We start from the raw sequence: 22,273 nt of genomic DNA, 5'->3' as shown, positions 1-22,273 counted from the left end.
GACCACAGCCTGGTGTGAGACATTTCCACTCGGCAATCACGCTTCGTTTCCATTCTGCGACAGAAATCACGAGAGCGGGTGCATACGCGATGAGGAGTCTCCTGAGGCCGGCGGCCGGGCTGACCTGCCTGTTCGCCCTGGCCACGACAGGGTGCTCCGCGGGGTCCGGCGATATGTCGGACGCGGCACCCGCAGCACCGAAACAGACCAGCGCCGCCCCCTCGCCGAGCGCATCCGAGAGCGCTGCGTCGAGCACGGCGTACGAGCCGTACGTCAGCGCGGGAGAGGCGTCCGGCAACGACTCCGCGGGCTCCCCGAGGACGTACAACCTGGCTTTCGTGATCTCGGACGGCAGCAGCTGTACGCCGAAGTGGAACGGCACCGAGGCCATCGGGGACTCAGCCGTGAAATCCCGCGTCTCGAAGCTGGCCGAGTCCGGCGCCGAGGTGCGCGTCTCCTTCGGCGGGGCCTCCGGCAAGGAACTGGCGTCGGTCTGCCACAGTGCCTCGGAGCTCGCGGACGCCTATGGCGCGGCGCTGGACGCGGCGGGGGCGACCCGGGCCGACTTCGACATCGAGGGCACCCAGCTGACCGACGCCGCTTCGGTCGCCCTGCGCTGCGAGGCGATCGCCTCGCTGCAGAAGGACCGCCCCGGCCTCGAAGTCTCCTTCACCCTCCCGGTGATGCCGAACGGGCTCGACTCCGACGGCCTGGCGCTGCTGGATTCCGCCAACGAGTACGACGTCCAGGTCTCGGTGGTGAACATCATGACGATGAACTACGGGGAGTCGTACGCCGCCGACATGGGTGACTACGCGCTCACCTCGGCCAAGGCCACCCACGCCCAGCTGAAGGACGTCTTCGGCCTGTCGGACGCGGCCGCCTGGCGGGGCATGGCCCTCACCTCGATGATCGGCGTGAACGACGTCGACAACGAGACGTTCTCGCTGTCGGACGCGGCCGAGGTGCGGACGTTCGCCGAGGAGAAGGAGATCGCCTGGGTGTCCCTGTGGTCCACCTTCCGCGACCAGCAGTGCGAGGACGGTCAGGCGTCACAGGACGACGCGGCGACCAATTGCAGCGGGGTGAAGCAGAGTTCGGGGGCGTTCGCGCAGGCGTTCTCGGGCTGAGGACTTGCAGGGAAGCAACACGTTGATTCCCTGCAAGTCCTCAGGGAGGCCCTACCTGCGCCGGTGCACCAGACGTCCCGCGACGACCGTCGCCACACAGGTCGCGGCTCCGCGCTCCAGCAGCGCCGCCTCGTCCGGGACGTCGAACACGGCGAACGTCGCGACCCCCGCGGACGGGAGCGGCCGCAGGGCCGCCTCCACCGGCCGCCACAGCCCGGCAGAGGCCGACGGTCCCTCGCCCGCATCCCCCGGACCCCCGACGGACGGCAACGGTCCCACGAACACCGCCGTCAGGCTCTCCGCCGAGGCCAGCGGGTCGAGGGACGGGGGCCCGGTGGGAGGTGCGAGGCGTGGCCCGGTGGTGATCCCCGCCCGGCGCACCGCGTCGAGCACCGCGGGCCGCCGCCCCAACTCGCCCGCCACGGCGACGGTTCCGTGCGCCAGCATCCGCTGCACCCCGCGCCGCGCGCTCGCGCCCCAGCGGGCGTCGGTCATGGCGAGCGCGGCGAGTGCCTCGCCGGTGAGCGGTTCGACGCCCAGCCCGTCGGCCTCGCGCGGGTCGGGATGGTAGGCCCGCTCCAGCAGTTCGGGCCCGTACGGGTTCAGCAGGCCGGGTGTGAGCAGCCCCGGCCAGCGGCGGACGCGGGCCGTCGGGTGCCCGGCCGCCAGTTCCTCGTGGTGACCGACGGCCGCGAGTCGCGGGCCGTCGACGAGTACCGCGCCGCCCGGCCGTGCGGGCCGCCCGTCCCCCGTGGCCACCAGGTCGGCGGCGTGGATCGTCAGCACGCGCGGGTCAGTTGGGCGCGAGCAGCTTCAGCTCGGGATGTGCCGTGCCGCCTTCGATCGCCGTGGACGAGATGTGCGACATGACGCGCTCGTCGACGGGGTCGTTCGCCGGGTCGTCGTGCACGACGATGTGCTCGTACGTCGTGGTCCGCTGGGCCGGGACCCGTCCCGCCTTCCGGATCAGGTCGATGATCTCCAGGCGGTTGGAGCGGTGCTTGGCGCCGGCGGAGGAGACGACGTTCTCCTCCAGCATGATCGAGCCGAGGTCGTCGGCGCCGTAGTGCAGGGACAGCTGGCCGACCTCCTTGCCGGTGGTCAGCCACGAGCCCTGGATGTGGGCGATGTTGTCCATGAACAGCCGCGCGATGGCGATCATCCGCAGGTACTCGAAGAGCGTGGCCTGGGTGCGGCCCTTCAGGTGGTTGTTCTCGGGCTGGTAGGTGTACGGGATGAAGGCGCGGAAGCCGCCCGTACGGTCCTGGACGTCACGGATCATCCGCAGGTGCTCGATGCGCTCGGCGTTGGTCTCGCCGGTGCCCATGAGCATCGTGGAGGTGGACTCGACGCCCAGCTCGTGCGCGGTCTCCATGATCTCCAGCCAGCGTTCGCCGCTCTCCTTCAGCGGGGCGATCGCCTTGCGCGGACGCTCCGGCAGCAGCTCGGCGCCGGCGCCCGCGAAGGAGTCGAGACCGGCCTCGTGGATCCGGGTGATGGCCTCCTCGACCGACACCTTCGAGATCCGGGCCATGTGCTCGACCTCGCTCGCCCCCAGGCTGTGGATGACGAGCTGCGGGAACTCCTTCTTGATGGCGGCGAAGTGCTTCTCGTAGTACTCGACGCCGTAGTCCGGGTGGTGGCCGCCCTGGAACATGATCTGGGTGCCGCCCAGTTCGACGGTCTCGGCGCAGCGGCGCAGGATGTCGTCGAGGTCGCGGGTCCAGCCCTTGGCGGTGTCCTTGGGGGCCGCGTAGAAGGCGCAGAACCTGCACGCCGTGACGCACACGTTCGTGTAGTTGATGTTGCGCTCGATGATGTACGTCGCGATGTGCTCCGTACCGGCGTACCGGCGGCGGCGTACGGCGTCGGCGGCGGCGCCCAGCGCGTGCAGCGGGGCGTCACGGTAGAGGACGAGCGCCTCTTCCGGCGTGATGCGTCCGCCCGCCGCCGCGCGGTCGAGCACGGCTGTGACATCAAAAGACGTGAGCTCGGCCTTCTCGGTCACCGGAGCGTCCCTTTCGTCAAGGCTTGTGGACGGACCGAACCAGCCTACGCCAGCCGTTTCGTCCCGCCTGCGTCAGGCCGCGTACGCGCCGATCAGCAGTCCCGTGAAGGCCCCCGCGATCAGGAACGGCCCGAACGCGATGGACGTCTTGCGTCCGGCGCCCCTGGCGACGACGAGGACACCGCCGTACACGGCACCGAACAGGAATCCGGCGAAGGTGCCGAGCATCAGCGTCGGCCAGCCGTACCAGCCGAGGACGGCGCCCGTGCCGAGGGCCAGCTTCACATCGCCGAAGCCCATGCCGCCGGGGTTGATGAGGAACAGCACGAAGTAGCCGCCGCCGAGGGCCAGCGCGCCGTACAGCGCGGTGAGCCAGTCGCCCGCGTGTTCCGGCAGGAGGGCGGCCACGCCCAGCAGGGCGAGGGCGGCGGCCGCGAACGGCAGGGTCAGGGCGTCGGGCAGCCGCTGCACCCGGAAGTCGACGACCGCCAGCAGCACGCCGACGGGCGCGAGCAGCAGCCACACGACGAGCTCGGGCCGGGTGCCGGTGGCGGCGGCGAGGGCGGCGCACGCCAGCGCGGTGGAGAGGGAGAGCAGCGCGGTGGCAGGGCCGTACCAGGACTCGGCCCGCGGACACCGCGCGCACCGTGCCACTGCGACCCACCCCCGGACGGGATGTCCGCCGGGGCAGTCCTGGCGCCACGCCTCCCCGGGCGGCACGGAGAAGCGGTGAGCGGGCCGGGGCAGCAGCAGGCCGGTCGCCGCCCCCCACAGGGCGGCGACCAGGACGACCGCCAGGAGGGTGCTCATCCCGCCGCGGCGACGCCGTCGCGCCAGGTCGGCAGCAGTTCGTCGAGCAGCGCCTCGGTGCGCGGCGGCAGGCCGCGCGCCCCGCTGCGACCGATGAGGTCGGCGGCCAGCGCCGTCAGCCGCTCCGTGTCGTCGGTGGCGTGGGTGGCGCGCAGCAGTTCGTGCCAGAGCCGCTCGTCGGCCGGGGCGGTCCGCACGGCCGCGTTCAGCGCCTCGATGGCCTTCTCGGCGCGGTTCTTCTCCAGGTGGAACTCGGACAGCGCGAGCCCGATGTCGGCCACGAGCAGCGGCAGCTGGGCGTCGACGATCTCGTGGGTGAGCCAGCGGTAGCGGCCCTCGGCCCGGTCGGCGAGCAGCGGACCGCGCACCAGCACCAGCGCGTCGGTGAGCAGCCGGCCACGCACGACCCGGCTGTCGACGCCCTTGCCCTGGGTGGCCTCGTGGTAGAGCGAACGCAGCACGTCCAGGTCGGAGACGACGGACTCGGCGAGGGTGAGCCGTCCGGCCGCGTCGGCGGTGAGCCGGGGTGAGCCGTCCGGGTCGGTGCCCAGCCAGTCGCGCAGCCGGTCGAGCAGCGCGTCACGCACGTCGTCGGTGACACCGCGCGGCCACAGCGCGGAGGACAGCACGCGCGGGTGCACGCCCTCGCGGTGCAGGAGCAGCAGGGCCAGCGCCTCGTGCAGCAGCGCGCTGCGCTCCCCGTCGGGAGCGTCCAGACCGATGATCTCGTACGAGCCCACGAGCCGCGCGTACACCGCGGGCCGCCCCTGCTCGCTGATGTCGACGAGGAACGGCGGGCTGGTCGTCGGCCCGTCCGGGCCCTGCTCGGGGTCGGCCTGCACGAACAGCTCGACCACGGCACGCTGCTGGGCCACCGGCAGCATCTGGGCCGCCAGTTCCAGGCCGAGCAGCGGGGCACGCAGCGTGCCCTCGCCGGTGATCTCCATCTCCCAGGCGGCGCCGGGCAGTTGGCCGCTCTCGGCGCCGACGAGGTAGCCGATGCCGAGACGGCTGGCGTCGGAGGCGAGTTCGGCGAGTTTGACGGCGTCCTCGACGGACGGCTGGGCGGCGAGCAGCACCAGGTGCGGGGCCCAACGGGTGTGCTGGGCGGGGCCGGTGCGTCCGACGAGGACGGAGTCGTGTCCGGCGGCGCCGAGCGCGCCGCGCCGCTGCCGGGTCTCGGCCTCCATCGTCTCGATCAGCGCCTCGATGCCGTCGAGGTGGCGCAGCCGGTTGGGCGCGAGCGGGGTGAGGTCCTGCCCGAACCCGACGAGCGTGATGGTCATCCGGTCCGACCAGCCGTTGGTGGCGAGTTCGGCGGCGACGGACGCGAACACGGCGGCCCGGTCGGCCTCGCGGCCGCTCAGCGAGACGATGCCGGGCACGGCCTCCAGGTTGAGCAGCAGCCGCGAATCGTCCATGGTGCCGAGGCTGACGAGGCCGGGGTAGGGAGCGGCGGTGTCGAGGTCGCCGTACCGCTCGGCGTCGCTGCGGGCCAGCACCCAGAACGTCTGGTCCTGGCCGAGCTGCCACGGCGTGGGCGGCTTGCCCGCGGGCTGGGCGAGCTGGAGGTGCAGGTCGCCGTTGCTCAGCCAGGCCGCGTACACGGTGGGCAGGGCGCGCGACTCGTCGGCGAGGGAGGCGGCCAGGCCGCGCAGCGACCGGTCGAGCAGCCGTACGCCCTCGGGGTCGGCGCCGACGAGCAGCGCGTCCTGGACGTCCAGGGCGTCGCCGGTCGGGATCGGCGGCTCCATGCCCCGACGGCCGCCGAGGGTCCCCATCGCCGACTGCCACAGCGCCTGCCGGCGCCGGCGGCCGAGGGCGCCGAGCAGCCCGGCGGCCAAAAGCGGCGCTCCGAGCAGGGCTTCGGGCAGCCCGAAGGAGGAGCCGTCCGAAGCCTGGGCGGGCGCCTGCTCGTGGCGCTGTCCGCCGTCCCCGGCGGGCCGCTGCTCGGGCAGCGACACCTGGGAGGCGCCGGCTCCCTGCTGGTGCCCGCCGCCCTGCGCGTGGTCCCCCGACTTCGCGTAGTCGTGGATCTGCTGCTGGACCTCGGGCGAGACCGTGGCGGGGGTGTCGGGCATCTCGACGAGGTCGCCGCCCCGCGCGTCCCCGGGCATCTCCATGATCCAGCCGGGCCGGATGAGACTGGCCTCGGACAGCCGCGAACCGTCCGGCTGCACCCGGTCCTTGTTGAGCTGGTAGATCTCCTTGTACCGGCGCCCGTCACCGAGGTGCCGCTGGGCGATCTCCCACAGGGAGTCGTGGTGGCGCCCCTCGGGCGGCTGGATCCGGTAGTACTTCGTGTCACCGGCCTTGGCCGTGCCGCTGTCGGCGTCGGCCTGGGCGTGGGACGCCTGCTCGGCGAGGGCGGCCGCGGTGGACGCGGCCTGCTCCTGCTGCTGCGCGAACAGCCCGGGCGTCGCCTGCGCGGCGGCCACGGTGCCCTTCTGGTTGCCCTCGATGCTGTGCCCGAGCTGCGAGAGCCCCGGCGTGAGGCTCGCGGCCGTGGCGCCGACCAGCAGCAGCGCGGCGACGAGCTGGCGGGCGAGCAGCTGGCTGGGCCCGGACCCGGGCACCCGCCCCGGCACGCCCACACCCGACATGGCCGCCTTGACCTCGACGAGCACACACGCGGTGAACTGCGCCCAGGCGAGCCAGACGATGACCGTCAGGATGTGCAGGAACGTGGAGACCGTGATCTCCTGCTGCAACCAGTCGAGGCTCGGCGCCCCGCTGGGCAGCGGCCACCCGACCGTCACGGCCAACGCCCCAGGTACGCCGACGACCAGCGCCAGCAGGGCGACGAAGGCGAAGAACGCCTTCACGAAGTCGCCGAACGTACGCCGCCGCAGCCGCACCGGCTGCGGAGTACGGTTCCGCGGGCCGGTCGGGCTTCCCGTCGAGCTTGGAGTGCTGCGTCGCGCCATGGCGGGTGTCCTGGGTCGTTTGGAGAGGCGGTGGGTGAGGTGGTTCGGGGGTGCAGTGTTCAGGGTGGGGCGTTCAGGGTGGGCTGAACAGACAGAGCGCTAGGGAGATCTTATGAACTCCCACTGACAGCGGGTGAGGGAGGCGGCGGCCGTCACGGCTGTCCGACGCCGAGGGCCGATCCGAGCGCGGAGCGGAACGCCGACCCGTCCCGGGTGGGGACGGTCAGGGCCTCGCCGCGGCGGGTGCTGATCACCACGCTGTCCATGCCCATGGGAACGGCCCAGCCGCCGCCCACCAGACGTGCGTTGACGGGTCCGGGGAACGGCGCGTGCACGGTCGACGGGTCGAGGTCGGCCAGCGGGATCCGCTCCCGGCCGACCCGCAGCGTCTGTCCGTCGATCTGGATGCGGTTGTAGACGTACTTCGACAGCGGGACCGCGTTGAACGGCGCCCAGATCAGTACGAGGAACATCGCCGACAGACCGAGCCACAGGCCTGTCTCGTCGGGCACGGTGCCCACGGCCATCCAGCCGATGCCGACGACGTAGAGGACCGTGGTGACGGTCAGCCAGGTCTTGGGGATCTTCTCTTCGTACCGCATGGGGTGATTCCGTCCCTCTGTCATCTCTTCTGCCGGCCGGCTCGCTGTGCCTCTTCCACCGGCTTCCGCCGGATCGCACCCGCCGGTTGTCATCCGCGGGTTCTTCTTCGCCGGTTCTCTTTCGCCGGCGGGTCGTGGGTCAACCGACCTCGTTCTCCGCCACCGCCCGGCCGTGCACCACCACGTCCCCGCCGTAGAACATGCCGGTGAAGACCGGCGAGTACGTCAGCTGGATGTCGACCTGGACCTGTTGGGCGTCGGCCGCCACACAGTGGCTCGCGCCGATGTCCGCGCCGGTCATGTCCATCTCGCGGGCGAAGGTCTTCACCCGGTCGTTGCAGTTCTGGTAGTTGATCGGCGCCGGCCCGTTCTCGTTGTCGTAGAGGGCCTCGCGGTCGATGTCCTGGGCGGCGAAACGGGCCGCCTGTTCCGCGATGTCCGCGGCCCGCTCCCGCTTGGAGATGGACATGCCGCCGTCGATGACGAAGGCCGAGAGGGAGAGGAAGACCAGCGCGAAGATGATGACCGCGCCGGCGCCGGAGCCCCGGTCGTCCAGCCGCCGGCTCCGGGCCGCCCACCAGGTGCGCCCCGCGCGCACGAGTTCTCTCACGCCGTCCTCCGGAAGGGGTCCAGCGGTGAGCTGAAGCTCGCCGTCAGCGTCGTCGGTACGTCCAGGCCCAGCATCGCCAGGCCGCGCACCTCGCAGCTCACCTGGACCGTGAAGATGGTGTCGGGCTCGAAGCCCGCGCTGGTCTGCGTCACGGACACCGGCCCGGAACAGACGTCCGCCAGGTCCGCCTCCGCCGCCTTGCGGGCCTCCGCGATCGCCGTCCCGTGGTCCTTCTGGATCGAACCCGCGCGGGCCGCGTCCCGGGCCGCGCCGTCGAGCGCGCCCCGGCCGTCGACCAGCTGGCCGAAGGCCACCAGGACGAGGATGAACAGGATCATCACCGGGGCGAGGATCACGACCTCGACCGTGGACAGACCGCGGTCGTCCCGCGTGAGACGCTCCCGCCGGGACGCGAGACGCCTGCTGCACGAGGAGTCCATCTAGTTCACCCCGTCCCGCACGAACCGCTCCACCGGCCCCGACGACTGCGCGTGCACCGTCAGGTCCAGCCCGGGGAACACCGCCGGCACCCGGGCCGTGATCTCCACGCCCACCGTGTTCTGCTCCGGCTGGAGCATCGTCACGTTCGGCGAGAGCACGAGCTGCGGACCGAGCTGGCGGATGTACGTGTCGACCACGTCACCCGCCTCGCCCCGCCAGGCACCCGGCTGCTGGTCGGCCGTGGCGCGGGCCTTGCGGGCACCGGCCTGGGCGGCCGCCTGGGCCACGTGATCGGCGAAGAAGTACAGCGCGAACTGGACCGTCGCGAAGATCATGAAGAAGAGGACGGGAGTGAGCAGCACGAACTCGATCGCCGTCATGCCGGAGTCGCCGCGGGTGGACGTCGCGTCACGCGCCATGTCCACCCTGCGGCGTATCCATCTGCCTACGCCCACGAGCAACCCCGTATCCCCGTCGACCCCGTTGTTCGTTCGCTCAGCAGGTGCCGCTCGCGTTCGCACCCTTGATGCAGTCACCGACCTTGTTGGCGCCGTCGCTGAGCGCGGCGTTGATGATCGCGGCCACCACGCCGACGATCGCCACGACGACGGCGGAGATGATGACCCACTCGACCGCGGAGGCACCGCGGTCCAGTTCGCCGGAGCGAGCGCGCTCCACGCGGGCCTGGAAGAAGGTGACCAGGAAGTCCACGGCTGGGATCCCGGTGCTGATGTTCCGTCCGTTCATGATGAGTTGTCCTCTCGAAGCGATTCGCAGCTGATCCAGCCGGTTGAGGCTATTCGCGGCAGTTCTGGAAACGGTCTCGGCTCTGCGTCACACCTGGAACACCCGCATCGCCGCGGGAAAGATCAGGAACACCAGGAAGCCGGCGCACAGCAGCAGCTGGGCCACGAGCATCGACTGCGACTTCTCGCCCGCGCTGCCCTCGATCTCGGCCAGTTCGCGGTGCCGCATGGTCTCGGCGCGGGAGGCGAGCGACTCGCGCACCTTCGCGCCGTCGTCGGCGACCAGGGCGAGGGAGGCGGAGAGGTCCTTGAGCTCCTCCACACCCAGCTCCTCGCCCAGTTGCCCGAGCGCCTGCCACTGGCTGATGCCGGTGATGCGGGCGTCGGCGAGCGCGTTGCGGATACGGTGCGTCGCCCAGCCGTCGGAGACCTCCGCGGCCGCCATCAGCGCCTCGGGCAGACCCCGGCCGCCGGCCAGGCTCATCGACACCAGGTCGAGGTACGCGCCGATCACCCGCCGCAGGTCGCGCCGCTTCTCGGCCGCGTCCCGCCGCACCTCCAGGTCGGGCAGGAAGAAGAACAGCGCCCCGCACAGCAGCGCCAGCCAGACCGGGATGACCGGGCTGGAACTGAAGCCCAGCTGCCAGACGATCGCGAACAGGAAGGGTCCGAAGAACAGTCCCGCTGTCGCCAGCAGGACCTTCGTCGCCAGGAACTTCTCCCAGCTGCGGTCCAGCACGGCGAGGTCCGCGCGCAGCGAGCGCTGCTCCCAGCCCTGCTGGAGGTAGAAGTCGGAGACTCGGGCACCGACCTCGGCCCGCAGCGAGCCGAGACGTCCGGTGTCCTGGGTCTGGCGGGCCGACTCGTACGCCGACCCGCGCGCCCGCATCGCGTCGATCCGCGCGACCTGCGCGACGGCACTCCGCCTGGACGGCATGAGCGCCCGTACGAGGGCGTAGATGCCCAGGCCCAACACCGCGCCGACCGTGATCGGCATCGTCAGGTTCACCGGCGTACACCCTCCTCCGGACGGAACGGCTGGGCCTGGCCCGGCGGAACCTGACCCGGCAGGGGCTGACCCGGCTGGGCCTGACCCGGCTGGGCGGGCATCCGCGGCCGTACGAACTGCACCGCCGACTCGTCGCGCACCAGGAAGCGTTCGGGCGTCTCGATGGTCGACAGCTTGCGCAGCCACCAGAAGCCGAGCGCGAACAGGCCGCAGACCACGGCCAGGACCAGCTGGCCGACCGCGGTGCCGTACGGCTCCACGAAGTCACGGTTGAAGACGGACAGACCCAGCACGAAGGCGACCGAGACCGCAACGACGATCTGCACCGAGCGCCGCGTCGAGGCACGCTGGGCCATCACGCGCTGACGCATGTCGACCTCCTCGCGCGCCGACTTGGCCAGCGCGCCGAGCACCTGGCGCAGACCCGGGCCGCGCAGCCGTGCGTTGAGGATCAGCGCCGCGACGATGATGTCGGCGGACGCGTCGTCGATCTCGTCGGCGAGGATCTGCAGCGCGTCGGGCAGCGGGGTGCGCGAGCGCAGCCGGTCGACCAGGGAGTCCAGGTGGGGCCGCAGGACCGGGGCCGCGGCTCGTGCCGACGCCGGGATGGCCTGCTCCAGGCCGACCGCGCCCGCGATGGTGTCACGCAGCGACTCCGTCCAGGAGGCGAGGGCCTCCACGCGGCGCATGGCGGCCCGCTCCTCACCGGCGCCGCCGAAGAGACGGTCCCAGAAGAAGACGAGCACGCCGGCCGCGATACCGGCCACCGCCCAGCGGGTGAGCAGCAGCACGACGAGGCCGACGAGAGCGGCGAGCGAGCCGCGCTGACCGGCGAACCGGATCAGTTCGCCGGCACGCTCGCTGGCCCTCTGCTTCTCGTGTTCGGGCTTGGCGGGCAGTCCGCGGATCGCGACAGCGAGCAGCGCGAGTCCGCCTCCGACAGCGACACCGGCGCCGATCGAGAACAGGACGGTGGTGGAGAACAGTCCACCCATGGAGCCGAGCGAGCCGAGAGCCGAGTACGTCGTCATCGCGCTCACCCCCAGCTTCCGTGGGGCTGGTAGCCGTAGGCGATCAGTTCCTCCAGGCAGGCTATGGGGGCGTGCGCCAGGACCCGGCCGTCGGGCGCCTCGGCGAAGACCTCGCTGGACAGCACACGTCCGTCGACGCCGTTGACCTCGCGCACGGAGGTCACCACGCGCTGGAGGCGGCCGCCGCTCTGGTAGTTGTTGCGCCGCTGGATGAAGACGACGAAGTTCACCGCGCCCGCGATCAGCATCTGGCTGGCCTCGATGGGCAGCCGCTCCGACGCCTGGAGTGCGTACGTCGAGATGCGGTTGAAGACCTCGTGGGAACTGTTGGCGTGGATCGTGGACAGCGAGCCGTCGTTGCCCTGCGACATCGCGTTGAGCATCGTCACGATCTCGTCGCCGAGCACCTCGCCGACGATGACGCGGGAAGGGTTCATACGCAGCGACCGGCGTACGAGCTCGGCCATGGCGATGGAGCCCTGCCCCTCGGAGTTGGGCAGCCGCTCCTCGAACGCCACGACGTTGGGGTGGAGTTCGGGGAACGTGTCGAGGCCCAGCTCCAGCGCGCGCTCGACGGTGATGAGCCGCTCCTGGGGCGGGATCTCGTTCGCGAGGGCCCGCAGCAGCGTCGTCTTGCCGGCGTTCGTGGCCCCCGCGATCATGATGTTCTTGCGGGCCCGCACGGCACAGGCGAGGAAGTGCCCGAGCTCCGGGGCGATGGTGCCGTTGCCGACGAGGTCGGAGATGAACACCTTGCCCATGCGGGCCCGACGGATGGAGAGCGCCGGGCGCCGGGCCACGTCCATGACGGCCGACAGTCGCGAACCGTCCGGCAGCCGCAGGTCGAGCTGCGGGTTCGCGGAGTCGAAGGGACGGGACGACAGACCCGAGTACGCGCCGAGCACCTGGATGAGCTCGATGAGCTCCTCGTCGGTCTCGGCGACGGGATCGCCCTTGACCTCGCGGCCGTCCGCGTACCCGACGAAGACCTGGTCGCAGCCGTTGATGTCGATGTTCTCGACGTCGGGGTTGTCGAGCAGCGGCTGGAGCCGTCCGACGCCGAACAGCGCGGCGTGCACGGCGGCCGCGTACTGCTCCTCGGTCTCGGCGTCCAGCGGCGTGCGGCCCGCGTTGATCTCGGTGCGGGCGTGGTCCTCGAGGATCTGGGCTATGACCGCGCGGGCGTACTGCCGTTCGTCCTCGTTGGACATCGGCGTGACGCCGGAAGTCTGGTCGAGTCGGCGCTGCTCGGCGATACGGTCGCCGGCGTCCTGCCGGAACCGCTTGACCAGCTGGTGGTCGACAGCGGTCATCGGCCGGCTCCCGCATGACCGGTGACCGGCCCCTGCTGCGGTACGGTCCAGGCGGCGCCGTACTGCTGGTAGAGGTCCGCGGCCACCTTGCGGGCCGAGCGGATCAGCAGCGACTTGTCGAGCCGGCCGCGCTTGCGCCCGGCCAGCTGCTCGGCTCCGGACGGGTCGTCGGCGATGGTGCCGACCACCCGGGCGCCGGTCTGGGCGTGTACGAGCATGTCGTTGACCTGGTTGACCAGCTTGCCCGCGTCGGCCGGGTCGGCGACGAGGACGACACCGATCACCGGGTTGCCCAGGCTCGCGGCGCCGCGCGGGCCACCGTGCAGCTTCGCCGAGAGGGCGGCGGCGCGGTCGCGGACCCGGGCGATGGCCTCGGGCTCGGTACGGGAGATCAGCAGCACCAGCGCGGCCTGCGGGAACAGCTCCACGGCCGGGGTGTCTCCGCTGACGCGACCGCAGTCGGCGATGACGTCGGCGGGCGCGTTCGGGGAGTCGGCGAGCGAGGCGAAGGCCTGCCCGAGGGTCGGCCACACTCCGGTGAGACCGGCGGCCTGCTCGGCGATCCCGAGCCCCACGACGACTTCGAGGCCGCCGCTCAACGGCTGGACGTGGTCCCAGAGTTGGTCCGGGACCAGACCGCGGCGGGCGGTCGCCGCGATCGACAGCATGCCGATGTTCGGGTTGAGCTGCCCGCCGTGCGCGGCGGCGCTGCGGTACACGAGGTCGCCGCCCGCCGGGTCGGCCTCGACCAGCAGGGAGCGTCGCGGCCAGACCGCCGCGAGGGCGACGGCCGCGGTGGTGACGCCGGGGGAACCCTTGTCGGCGGCCAGAGCGATGAGAGCCATGGGTCTGGTGCCGCCTTCTAGTTGCCGGAGACGTGCACGACAGCCACCGCGCCGGCGGAGGCACTGCGGGCGACGGCAGCGGCATCGGCCTGGTCGACGAGCAGCGTCAGCGAGAGATTGCCGGTACTGACGGTCGCGTCGCTGTCCTCGGCCTTGGTGTTGACCTTCGCGTTGTCGACGATGAGACCGCCGGACGCCGTGGAGGTCGACTCGGACTTGTCCGAGGCGGCGCTGGTGTCCACGTTGTAGACGGCCACGGTGTCGCCGGGCTTGATGTCCGACGGGTACTGGCCTTCCTTCAGGGCGACGCCGACGGAGGCCTTCCCGGCGGGGAGGCTCTCGCCCTCGGCGAACATCTGCCCCATCACGACCGTGTCCTTGTAGATCGTGGTCTTGGCCTTGAGCTCCTTGAGAGCGCCGAGCTGCGACCACTTGACGTAGTTGATGCTGTCGTCGTCGGCGACCATGACGGAGGTGACGTCGCTGCCGGTGACGGACTCGCCGGGCTGGATGTCCCTGGTCACCTTGACGACCTCGACCCGGTCTCCGGCCTGCAGCACGAGCATGGTCGCGCCCAGCGCCCCGACCAGGATCAGCAGCACCGCCAGCGCGGCCAGCGCGGGCTTGCGTTCACGCGGTGGCGTGGGAAGCCGGTCACCGACCGACGGCTGAACCGGCCCCGCGGAACGACCCGCGCCCGCCCCCGTACGCTCCTGGATCTTCACGCAACAGCTCCCCGTACAACCAAGAAATCGTCTGCCAATTTCTTTGCATCCACTGCATTTACAGCATTCATCGCAAATCCGGACACTCTCCTCGTGGCCCCGCATGCGGGGTGCCCCGGACATCGGGCCCGATCCGGGCAATTGGCCGACGCGAAGGCGAGTGTCAAGCGATCGCACGGTATCAGCCGCACATAAGCCCCTCAAGGTGAGTCGGGCCCCGCGAACCACGCCGTACCCGTCGTTATCCAACTGCAACGGGTCGTGCAGACAGCCCAGTTGGGCCCGACGCCCGAGCGGCCCCCGTCTGGTGTGCGGCTGCGAATCTGTTGCCGCACCGACATCTTGGCCGCCCGGCGGCACACCCGACTCTTCGTCACCTACCGGCCACGAGGCCTGCACGATTCGCTCACGGGGGACCGAATCCCACCCGCCGTGCACTTTGCTCACCACCAACGCCGCCTGGCGCACGGCCCCGCGGACCCTATCCCGACCACGACCTTCGCCCTCACGGCCGTACGCGCTCATCGCGGGAGGCGAGTTGACTCTCGGGACGCGGACCGGTGACCGTCACCACAACGGATGAACCATCGGCATATGCCGGACGCTCCACGGCCACCGCCCCTACCGTCCACCGCATGGTCAGCTCATCCCACGAGGCGATGCACCGCATCTTCCAGGAGGATCCCGGGGTCTTCGCCCGGACCTTCCGGGCCCTCGATCTGCCCTTCCCTGACCCGGTCGCCGTGTCCTTGATGCCCACGGACCTCACGGAGACCAGACCCACGGAACGGCGCGTGGACACTCTTCTGAAAATCGACACGGCGTCGGGCGAGAGCCATCTCCTGATCGTCGAGGCACAGGGGAAGAAGGACCCCGGAAAACCTGCCAGCTGGGCCTATTACGTGGCCCACCTGTACGCGAAGTACGGCATTCCGCCTGTTCTCCTGGTGACATGCCAGGACAGGGCAACGGCCGCGTGGGCGGCGAAGCCCTTCGCCATCGGCCCTGCTCAATGGCCCGCGCTCACCCTGCGCGCCCTCGTCCTCGGGCCCCACAACGTGCCCACCATCACCGATCCGTCCGCCGCGGCCCGGGACATCCCACTCGCGACCCTGAGCGCGGTCACGCATGGTAAGGAACCGAATGCTCCTGCCATACTGAAGGCCCTGGCCACGGCTCTGAAGACCGTCGACGAGGAGACCGCGAGGATCTTCGCCGAACTCACCGAACTCGGTCTGGGCACCTGCCCCGCCGCCGAGACCTGGAGGCAACTGATGTCCGTCGACCTCTCCTTCTTCCGCTCAGAGACCTCTCAGCGTCTGCGTGCCGAAGGCCGGGCGGAAGGCCGGGCCGAGGACATCCTCCTCATCCTCACCACACGCGGCATCGAGGTCCCGGAGCACGTCCGCGAGCGGATCGCCGAGTGCACGGACCTCGACACACTCCGGTCATGGCTCACCAACGCCCTGACCGCTGAGACCGCCGAGGATCTGTTCACCGAGGGACCCGCCTGACTCCACCCGGGCAACGGGGTCGGTGACCGGGACTGTCGGCCCCGTGGATGGGCGTGAACCCCCTCGCCGGGGACGAGGAGGCCACGCCGCGTCGGCGCGTTCGTTCCTAGCGATTGACGGCCTGGATCTCGTGCACGGTCACGTTCTGCTCGAACGTCGACAGCCCGTCCGGCAGCCCCGGCTGCCGCGCCGGCCCGTCCGGGTCGGCCGAGTCGGTCCAGGTGACCTTCCAGGTGATCGACGCCTTGAACGGGTAGGTGCCGTCGCCGGAGGAACGGCGGTACGTGACGTTGCAGCCCGCGTCCGAACTGTCCACCGTGTAGCCGCCGTTGCCCTTGACCAGGTCGTACGTGCAGGTCTGCGGATCGGCGTCGGCGGTGCCCGCGTCGACCTTGAGGGCCACGGGGGTGGCGACGGTGGTCGCCGCCATCCGTACGCCCTTGTAGTCGATGCTCGCGGTCGTCCAGACCCGGTCGAAGTCGCCCGCGAACTTCACCCGCGTCCCGAGGTTGACCACGAGCCGGTCCTCGCCCGGGCTCAGCACCACGGGCGGGGTCGGCAACTTGGTCGAGTTGTAGGCCAGTTCGGACAGGATCTCCGGGGTCAGCTTGTTCGGGTCCGGCCGGGGGTCGGCCGGCGGAACCCAGATCTCCCAGTTGTCGGTGGTGACCGGGCAGGCCTCGGTGTAGGTGTCGTCACGGAACTTCACCTGCCACCACAGACCGTCGTCGCCCTTGTGGTACTTCTCCTTGTCCCGCTTCTCGGCGTAGCTCGCCGCGGGCTCACCGGCGCCGTTGTACGCGGACTTGATGAACTTCTCGTACTCGTCCGCGTCGTACATCGGCTCGTACCAGCACACCGGGGGCTTCCAGTTGGCGTTGGAGGAAGTGGCGGTGCTGGAACCGCCGCCCGACCCGGTCTTGCTCTGGTGGATCTGGATGTGGGCGCCGATGGTGCCCTTGCCTGAGTCGGCGCCGGAGTCCGGGGCGGGCTCGTCGGTGTTTCCGGAGCCGCCGCCGACCTGGCCGTCACCCGCGTACGCCGGGAAGCTCACTCCCACGACCACGACGAGCCCGGCGGCCACGATCGTTCCGAGCACCGGGCGGGCGATCCTTGCTCCTATCCCTGCACGCATGACGCGTCCCCCTTCTTCCAACTCTGGCGCTGCACCTGCCAATCACCCGCGGAGTCCTTGGACGCCTGGAGCGTGTAAAGGATGTAGTCCTGGTCGCTGGGGTTGGTGTGCAGCACCTTCTGGGTCTTGATCTCTTTGCTGTATCCCTTGCTCTGGTCCTCGCAGTAGCGGACCGCGGCGGTCTTGCCGTTCTCGATGTCGGTGACTTCGAAGCCGTAGAACCGGTAGTCGCCCGAGACGGTGAGCCCGTCCTTCTTCACGGACGCGACCCGCTCGGTCCAGTAGGTCAGGGCGGACGCCGCGAAGTACCGGTTCATGTTGGCGGTCCGGGCGTCGCCCTTGGCGAAGGCCTCCAGGCGGGTCCGGGCCGAATGCGCCACGTCCCGCAGAACCGCGTCCTTGGCGGCATCCCCGGTCGAATCGTTCTCGACCGTCACCTTGATGTCCGCCGGAAAGGCGAAGGTCGGCGCGTTCTTCTCGGCCGAAGCGGAGGCGGACGGCGAAGCGGAGCTGTTCTCCTGTGAACCGGCACCCTCGATCTTGTCACCGTCCGAGCCGCCGCCCGAATCGCTGCTGCAACCAGTCACCGCAAAGGCGACGGCAGCAAGAAGACCGGCCGTGGCCGCCCTCTGTCGCTTGGTCAGCATGACGTTCGTCCCCCGTGGTAGTTGATCGGTGCGCAATAGGATGATTCCACGAGGAACGTGTGCGCGGCCAAGTACCCTGTGGCACTGATGCGACTCTGTGAACTTCGTGAAGTGTCCTTCACGCAAGAAGCACTTGACGCACGCGCGGCGGTGGCGGGCATCAGTCGCCCAGCCGGTCCATGAGCCTCCCCGGTGCTGAGATCAACGCCCCCCGCAGTGACAGATTGCGCGTGTACACACCCTCGAAGAGGATCGCGACACTGATGTCGACGGAGTCCACGGCTCCCTCGGCCGATCCGGAGATGGTCTGCGGATCCGTCCAGTGGGAACGGGTCATGACGACCCGGGACTCCGGCCGCTCCAGCACGTGGTGCCGCCGGTCCCCCTCCTCCCGGTACCGGTACTCGCGCCCCACAGCCCAGACCCTCAGCGCTCGGCCACCTCTGCTCGTACGCAGCGTCCGCCGAGAGAAGGACGCGTCCCGCCCGGCGACGCTCAGCCGCCCCCGGGCAAGCCGAGGCCGTCCGCCGTACGGCAGCCCCGTGAAGGTGGAAGGGGGGATGTTGTCGCCGGTCACCATCGCACCCTTGCGGCTGCTCCGGTCGGCGACGGGAACAACTTCAAGGGCGGGAACGACGAGCTCCACCGGCCCCAACCGCCCGACGTCGCCTCGCCAGAAGGACACGTGGTGCTGATTCATCGACGTCACGGTGTTCGTGAAACGTCGGAGCTCGAACGTAAATCCGTTCATGTGCCTTTCACCCGATTTAGTCGAAGAGTCCGCCGATGGCATTACCGATGCTCTTCGCACCGTCTGCCAGTTTGCTGGCCCCCTCACCGATCTTCCTACCGGTCCATGCTCCGGCGTCGGCGACTTTCCCCGGGAACTTCTTGACCGTGTCCCAGTTGTCGACGATGGTGGCGACCCCGTACACGGCGCCGGTGACCACGGCCGCGCCGATGGTCACGGGGTTGGGCGCGATCATGGCGGCTGTCAGTGAGGCATTGAAGGCGACGCCGGACACCTTCGCGACGTATCCGGCCTTGTCCCGCTTGAACGCATCAACAGGATTGCCTTCCTGATAGACATCGAAAGCGCCGATGCCCGTGGCCAGGATGCTGCCGCCGATACCGGTCGCGCGCCAGAAACCGGCCGTCCGCATCGCCGCTCCGGCTCCGGAGGCGAAGGCACCCATACGGCCCGCTCCGGTTGCCTTGCTCAGCGCCGACGCGTTTTTCCCCACCTTGAGCAGGTTCGCCTCCCAGGCGAACTCCTTTCCGGCAAGTGCCGCCAGGCCGTCCTTTCCGGTAAGCACGTTGAGAATCGGCGCTGGGGTGCGTGCGCCGATTCTCGCACCGAGCCGGGCGATGCTGCCGGGAATGTATGACGGCGGCCGCCCCTTGAGGATCTGCGCAAGGGTCGTACCGGGTGCCTTCAGAAACTTGACCTCGCCAGGGGTCTTGAGACTCTTGAAGTACTTGACCAGGCCGAGGGTGCCAGCAGCAGCCATCTTGAAAGCGCCCGGGACGGTCGAGGCGAGCGCGGTGATGTTGATGTAGTCACCGACGACCTCGCCGAGATTCTCGTTGCCGCTGACCTTCGCGACGGCATCGCCAGGGATGCGCTGCAACCAGTCCTGGTACGTCTCACCCGGTTTGCGCTTCAGCCAGCCCGCGTCGAACTTGTCCCCGCCCGCGACTGAGGCGTTGGCTATGAGCATGGCCTCCGGCGGCAGGGTCGCGCCCTTGAGGTCCTCCGGCTTGAAGCCGGCGTACAGCGCGGCGGCCCGCGGATCGCCGTCCTCGGCGCGCAGGATGGCCGCACGTCGCCGCAGATCGACCGCGGTGTCGTCGGTCCAGTGCATCATCGGCTTGAGAGAACTCAGCTTGTCCCGCACCCCCAGGCCGGCCGCCCGGGTGAAAGCCTCGTCCAGCCGGTCGCGCAGATTCCCTCTGCCGTCGAGCAGTTTGGCCAGGTGCTCAAGGTCCGACGGATTGCCCATGCGCTTGGAACTGTCGCTCATTTTCCCCGTGCTTCCCCGTGATCGTCTACTGCGCTACGCCGTACAAGGACAGAACTGTCAAGGGCAAGGCCTCAGATGGCCGCGGCCTCGGCGAGCTGCGGCCCGTCCGGAAGCAGATCGGTGATCATCCGCCAGAGCTCCTTGGCCGAGGTGCGGCGCACGCGCAGCTCGCTGCCGGCGTCCACCTGGCCCTCGACGACGGGTTCGGCGGGCAGTTCGCGCAGCCAGTACCCCTCGAGTCCGCAGTCCCAGACCGCCAGCGCGGAGACGGCAAGTCCACCGCTCCCGCGCGTGGGCCCCTCCCCCTGCCAGGCCACGGTGATCCGCCACATGCAGTTCAGCTGGGCCAGCACCTCGGCCAGGCGTACGGGTGCTCCGGCCGCCTCGGCAATGGCCTCCGGCTGCTCGAACTCACCGGCTTCCATACGCTCCAGTACGTCGTCCAGGGTGCCCATGGTCGAGGCGATGACCTCGCCGGAGTCGACCTCGGCGGTGAAGTCCCGGTGCAGGTCGACCATCCGGGCCAGGGCCCAGACCAGCGTCTCGGGCTCCGCGGGTACGTACTCGGACTCCGCCTCGCCGGGCCAGTTCTCGTGCGTGAAGATGAAGTCGTCGCCGACGACGGCACCACTGCTGGTGACGCCCTGCGGACCGGTCATCTCGACCCGGGCGATGACTCGCGGCTCCATCAGCGTAGCGACGAGCGGATACAGGTCGGCCGAGATCTTGCCCTCGGCGTCCAGGATCTTCGCTCCACTCAACTCGTCCCGAGCGGATACGAGTTCCTCCGGGATTCGCCCTTCCTCCACCAGCAGGCCCAGCACGCTGACATGGGAGTCGGACAGCCGCAGCCGGCGTCGGGCCGCATCTATCGAAGGCATTCTGTGGTGTCCCCCTGAAATCTAGAGATCGTTGAACCGATTGAGGAATCGCCCGGGCAGCGACACGAGCGCACCGGGTGTCGAGAGGTTCCGCGTGTACACGCCCTCGAGAACGAGCGCGAGGCTGATGTCGAGGGCATCGGCCGTGCCGAGGCAGGTCCCGGTGATGGTCCGCGGATTCGTCCAGCTCGAACGCGCCATCCGCACGCCCGCGCCGTCCCGGACCAGCTCGTGACCACGCTTGTTGCCCGACTGCGCGTAGGTCCACGAAAAGACGTCGCCCCGCGGCCCCTTGGCGGACGCGGCCGCACGCTGAAGCTCGAAGGGAACCCCGCTCATACGTCCGACGCCTCTCGTTTCTCCGGGACTTGGCCGCACTACGGACATACGGCACACAGCTCCGCACCCACCGAAGCAGCCGAAAAGGACTTACCGGAAAAGACTCCAGCACCCCTGGCAAGCAACCGCAGCACAGACCACGAGCCCCGCATCAAGCCACAGTAAAGCCAGAGTAATCAATACGCATAGCGCACCTCACGCGGCCCCCTCACGCCCTGCACAAGACACCCATCACGTCACGCCGCATCGCGCCGCCCCCATCGGCGACAGCCAACAGGAACTCCGCCGCGCGGGCCCCGGGCCCACCCCCAAAAGGACCTTGCACCGCGCCCCCGGCGATGACGACACGGCCCGCCCAACCACTGACAAACCGCGGCAAGCCGAGGGTCAGGAGCGCCTTCTCTGGAGCTGATGTTTGCGGAGCAGGTCGATCTCGGACAGACGCCGCTGCCCGGCATAGAAGAGGGCTGAACCCGTCACCACGAACAGCCCTGCTGTGGTCGCCAAGCCGACGCCATCAAGGGCTCGGTCACCGGGCATGGCCTCGATCCACGGGCCCAGCGCTCCGAGTGGATCCTTGAAGAGAATGACGTGCTGCCCCACCTTGAACTGGCCGTAACAGTTCTGCTGTTCCGACAGATCCCGCACGACACCCGATGTGTCGACAACCCGGCAGACGGACAACTCGGTGCTCTTCTTCACGCCCCGGCGCTCTCCGGTGTCCGCCACAACACCGTGCACACGCTCACCGAGCTGTTTGACGTACGTCTCGTAGAACGCGGGCCCGGCGAAGAACGGAAGTGCGAGTGCGGCAACGGACGCGAGTGTCGCTGCCCCCGCCCGATGCCAGACGCCGCCCGCGACGATCGCAGCGGCGGCCACCACCCCCATCATGATGATGACCCCGACCCACATCCCGTACGGATACTGACCGAGTGCCCCCGCGAGAACCCCCACCGCCGGGATGAGGATGGCCCACTTCAAACTGTTGAGTGTGCGACGCGGAGTTGCGGCAGTGGTTATGGCTTCAGTCGCCGACTCGGCCTGTGCGACCGGCGGCATCTCGTACGGCCCCATACAGCTCTGCTCTCCCACGTACCCCGTCGATATTCCGGACTACCGACCTGCAGCGCTGCTCGGCGGTTTCCGGACGCACACAGTAGCCGGTGCCGGTGACACGCCCGCCGACTCGGACCATGGGCCGAACGGCACACCGCATGGCCATAGCAGCCGCCGGCTCCCCGATCGCACCGCCCGTGTGGGCCCCAGCAGCGTGCGCCCGTCAGGAATTCAGGTCCATGACTACTCATGCGCGTCTGGGGACTCACCGGGAACGCTGGTCACCATGCAGATGCCGCGTCTCCTCGCCCGCCGCCTCATCAGCCAAGGTGCGCCATCCGACACCTGCGACCCCGCACAGTGGGCCACGACATCGGCTCGTACCGCTTGCGGCCGCAATGCGGGCCTCGCTTCGGTAAGTGCTTTGCAGTTGCCCGTCACTCCGCCGAGTCCGCCCTGGCGAAACCAAGAACCGCA

At 69.9% G+C, this 22,273-nt stretch carries 23 protein-coding genes; 2 read left to right on the top strand and 21 right to left on the bottom strand.

The annotated features are described in order from the left end of the window. The first annotated feature begins 89 nt into the window (after positions 1–89). Positions 90–1,130 carry a chitinase gene (locus ACFV0T_RS13105; RefSeq protein WP_385777671.1) on the top strand — a complete coding sequence of 347 codons (1,041 nt, stop codon included), beginning with the start codon at positions 90–92 and terminating at the stop codon, positions 1,128–1,130. 51 nt (positions 1,131–1,181) lie between these two features. Here ACFV0T_RS13105 and ACFV0T_RS13100 read toward each other — a convergent pair whose 3' ends face one another. The 14 genes from ACFV0T_RS13100 to ACFV0T_RS13035 all read right to left on the bottom strand — a co-directional run bounded on the left by ACFV0T_RS13100 (position 1,182) and on the right by ACFV0T_RS13035 (position 14,197). Continuing rightward, the gene (locus ACFV0T_RS13100; RefSeq protein ID WP_385777669.1) at positions 1,182–1,916 is read right to left on the bottom strand and encodes a hypothetical protein; all 735 of its coding nucleotides are present in this window, start codon (positions 1,914–1,916) and stop codon (positions 1,182–1,184) included. Positions 1,917–1,923: 7 nt separating this feature from the next. Next, positions 1,924–3,138, bottom strand: a complete 1,215-nt coding sequence (gene mqnC / locus ACFV0T_RS13095) for a cyclic dehypoxanthinyl futalosine synthase (RefSeq protein ID WP_385777666.1) — start codon at positions 3,136–3,138, stop codon at positions 1,924–1,926. A 72-nt stretch (positions 3,139–3,210) separates the two neighbouring features. Beyond that, positions 3,211–3,948, bottom strand: coding sequence for a prepilin peptidase (locus ACFV0T_RS13090; RefSeq protein WP_385777662.1), 738 nt, complete (start codon positions 3,946–3,948; stop codon positions 3,211–3,213). Continuing rightward, the gene (locus tag ACFV0T_RS13085; protein WP_385777659.1) at positions 3,945–6,875 is read right to left on the bottom strand and encodes a BTAD domain-containing putative transcriptional regulator; all 2,931 of its coding nucleotides are present in this window, start codon (positions 6,873–6,875) and stop codon (positions 3,945–3,947) included. The genes ACFV0T_RS13090 and ACFV0T_RS13085 overlap by 4 nt, the downstream gene beginning before the upstream one ends. Before the next feature lie 152 nt (positions 6,876–7,027). Further along, positions 7,028–7,477 carry a hypothetical protein gene (locus tag ACFV0T_RS13080; RefSeq protein WP_385777656.1) on the bottom strand — a complete coding sequence of 150 codons (450 nt, stop codon included), beginning with the start codon at positions 7,475–7,477 and terminating at the stop codon, positions 7,028–7,030. Between the two features lie 139 nt (positions 7,478–7,616). Further along, positions 7,617–8,087 carry a TadE/TadG family type IV pilus assembly protein gene (locus tag ACFV0T_RS13075; RefSeq protein ID WP_385777653.1) on the bottom strand — a complete coding sequence of 157 codons (471 nt, stop codon included), beginning with the start codon at positions 8,085–8,087 and terminating at the stop codon, positions 7,617–7,619. Further along, positions 8,084–8,527, bottom strand: coding sequence for a TadE/TadG family type IV pilus assembly protein (locus ACFV0T_RS13070; RefSeq protein ID WP_385777650.1), 444 nt, complete (start codon positions 8,525–8,527; stop codon positions 8,084–8,086). Before ACFV0T_RS13070 ends, ACFV0T_RS13075 begins: the two co-directional genes overlap by 4 nt. Then, the gene (locus ACFV0T_RS13065; RefSeq protein ID WP_385777648.1) at positions 8,528–8,947 is read right to left on the bottom strand and encodes a TadE family protein; all 420 of its coding nucleotides are present in this window, start codon (positions 8,945–8,947) and stop codon (positions 8,528–8,530) included. A 76-nt stretch (positions 8,948–9,023) separates the two neighbouring features. Then, positions 9,024–9,275, bottom strand: a complete 252-nt coding sequence (locus ACFV0T_RS13060; RefSeq protein ID WP_385777646.1) for a hypothetical protein — start codon at positions 9,273–9,275, stop codon at positions 9,024–9,026. 87 nt (positions 9,276–9,362) lie between these two features. Then, positions 9,363–10,283 (bottom strand): type II secretion system F family protein, encoded by a 921-nt coding sequence (locus ACFV0T_RS13055; protein ID WP_385777643.1) that lies wholly within the window; start codon positions 10,281–10,283, stop codon positions 9,363–9,365. Next, a complete protein-coding gene (locus ACFV0T_RS13050) occupies positions 10,280–11,278 on the bottom strand; it encodes a type II secretion system F family protein (RefSeq protein WP_385777788.1) in 999 nt (332 codons plus the stop codon). Before ACFV0T_RS13050 ends, ACFV0T_RS13055 begins: the two co-directional genes overlap by 4 nt. 41 nt (positions 11,279–11,319) lie before the next feature. Beyond that, positions 11,320–12,627: a CpaF family protein gene (locus ACFV0T_RS13045; RefSeq protein WP_385777640.1), complete on the bottom strand. Its 1,308-nt coding sequence runs from the start codon at positions 12,625–12,627 to the stop codon at positions 11,320–11,322. Next, positions 12,624–13,472: a hypothetical protein gene (locus ACFV0T_RS13040; RefSeq protein WP_385777637.1), complete on the bottom strand. Its 849-nt coding sequence runs from the start codon at positions 13,470–13,472 to the stop codon at positions 12,624–12,626. Before ACFV0T_RS13040 ends, ACFV0T_RS13045 begins: the two co-directional genes overlap by 4 nt. Before the next feature lie 17 nt (positions 13,473–13,489). Further along, positions 13,490–14,197, bottom strand: coding sequence for a hypothetical protein (locus tag ACFV0T_RS13035; protein WP_385777635.1), 708 nt, complete (start codon positions 14,195–14,197; stop codon positions 13,490–13,492). 635 nt (positions 14,198–14,832) lie between these two features. Here ACFV0T_RS13035 and ACFV0T_RS13030 point away from each other — a divergent pair. After that, positions 14,833–15,711, top strand: a complete 879-nt coding sequence (locus ACFV0T_RS13030; protein ID WP_385777632.1) for a hypothetical protein — start codon at positions 14,833–14,835, stop codon at positions 15,709–15,711. Between the two features lie 106 nt (positions 15,712–15,817). Here ACFV0T_RS13030 and ACFV0T_RS13025 read toward each other — a convergent pair whose 3' ends face one another. The 7 genes from ACFV0T_RS13025 to ACFV0T_RS12995 all read right to left on the bottom strand — a co-directional run bounded on the left by ACFV0T_RS13025 (position 15,818) and on the right by ACFV0T_RS12995 (position 21,721). Then, the gene (locus ACFV0T_RS13025; protein ID WP_385777629.1) at positions 15,818–16,846 is read right to left on the bottom strand and encodes a hypothetical protein; all 1,029 of its coding nucleotides are present in this window, start codon (positions 16,844–16,846) and stop codon (positions 15,818–15,820) included. Continuing rightward, positions 16,831–17,493 (bottom strand): hypothetical protein, encoded by a 663-nt coding sequence (locus tag ACFV0T_RS13020; RefSeq protein ID WP_385777627.1) that lies wholly within the window; start codon positions 17,491–17,493, stop codon positions 16,831–16,833. The genes ACFV0T_RS13025 and ACFV0T_RS13020 overlap by 16 nt, the downstream gene beginning before the upstream one ends. Before the next feature lie 160 nt (positions 17,494–17,653). Then, positions 17,654–18,193, bottom strand: a complete 540-nt coding sequence (locus ACFV0T_RS13015; protein WP_385777624.1) for a hypothetical protein — start codon at positions 18,191–18,193, stop codon at positions 17,654–17,656. Between the two features lie 67 nt (positions 18,194–18,260). Next, positions 18,261–19,517, bottom strand: coding sequence for a mucin-2 (locus ACFV0T_RS13010; RefSeq protein WP_385777621.1), 1,257 nt, complete (start codon positions 19,515–19,517; stop codon positions 18,261–18,263). A gap of 71 nt (positions 19,518–19,588) precedes the next feature. Next, complete coding sequence (locus ACFV0T_RS13005; RefSeq protein WP_385777618.1) at positions 19,589–20,398, bottom strand: hypothetical protein; 810 nt, start codon at positions 20,396–20,398, stop codon at positions 19,589–19,591. A gap of 21 nt (positions 20,399–20,419) precedes the next feature. Further along, positions 20,420–20,737, bottom strand: coding sequence for a hypothetical protein (locus tag ACFV0T_RS13000; protein ID WP_385777615.1), 318 nt, complete (start codon positions 20,735–20,737; stop codon positions 20,420–20,422). Positions 20,738–21,124: 387 nt separating this feature from the next. Continuing rightward, the gene (locus ACFV0T_RS12995) at positions 21,125–21,721 is read right to left on the bottom strand and encodes a hypothetical protein (RefSeq protein WP_385777613.1); all 597 of its coding nucleotides are present in this window, start codon (positions 21,719–21,721) and stop codon (positions 21,125–21,127) included. Positions 21,722–22,273: the final 552 nt, after the last annotated feature.

It is taken from the genome of Streptomyces sp. NPDC059582 (assembly GCF_042735715.1).
Taxonomy (GTDB): domain Bacteria; phylum Actinomycetota; class Actinomycetes; order Streptomycetales; family Streptomycetaceae; genus Streptomyces.
Note: the sequence above shows the minus strand (reverse complement) of the source record. Positions and strands in the feature narration are given on the sequence as shown.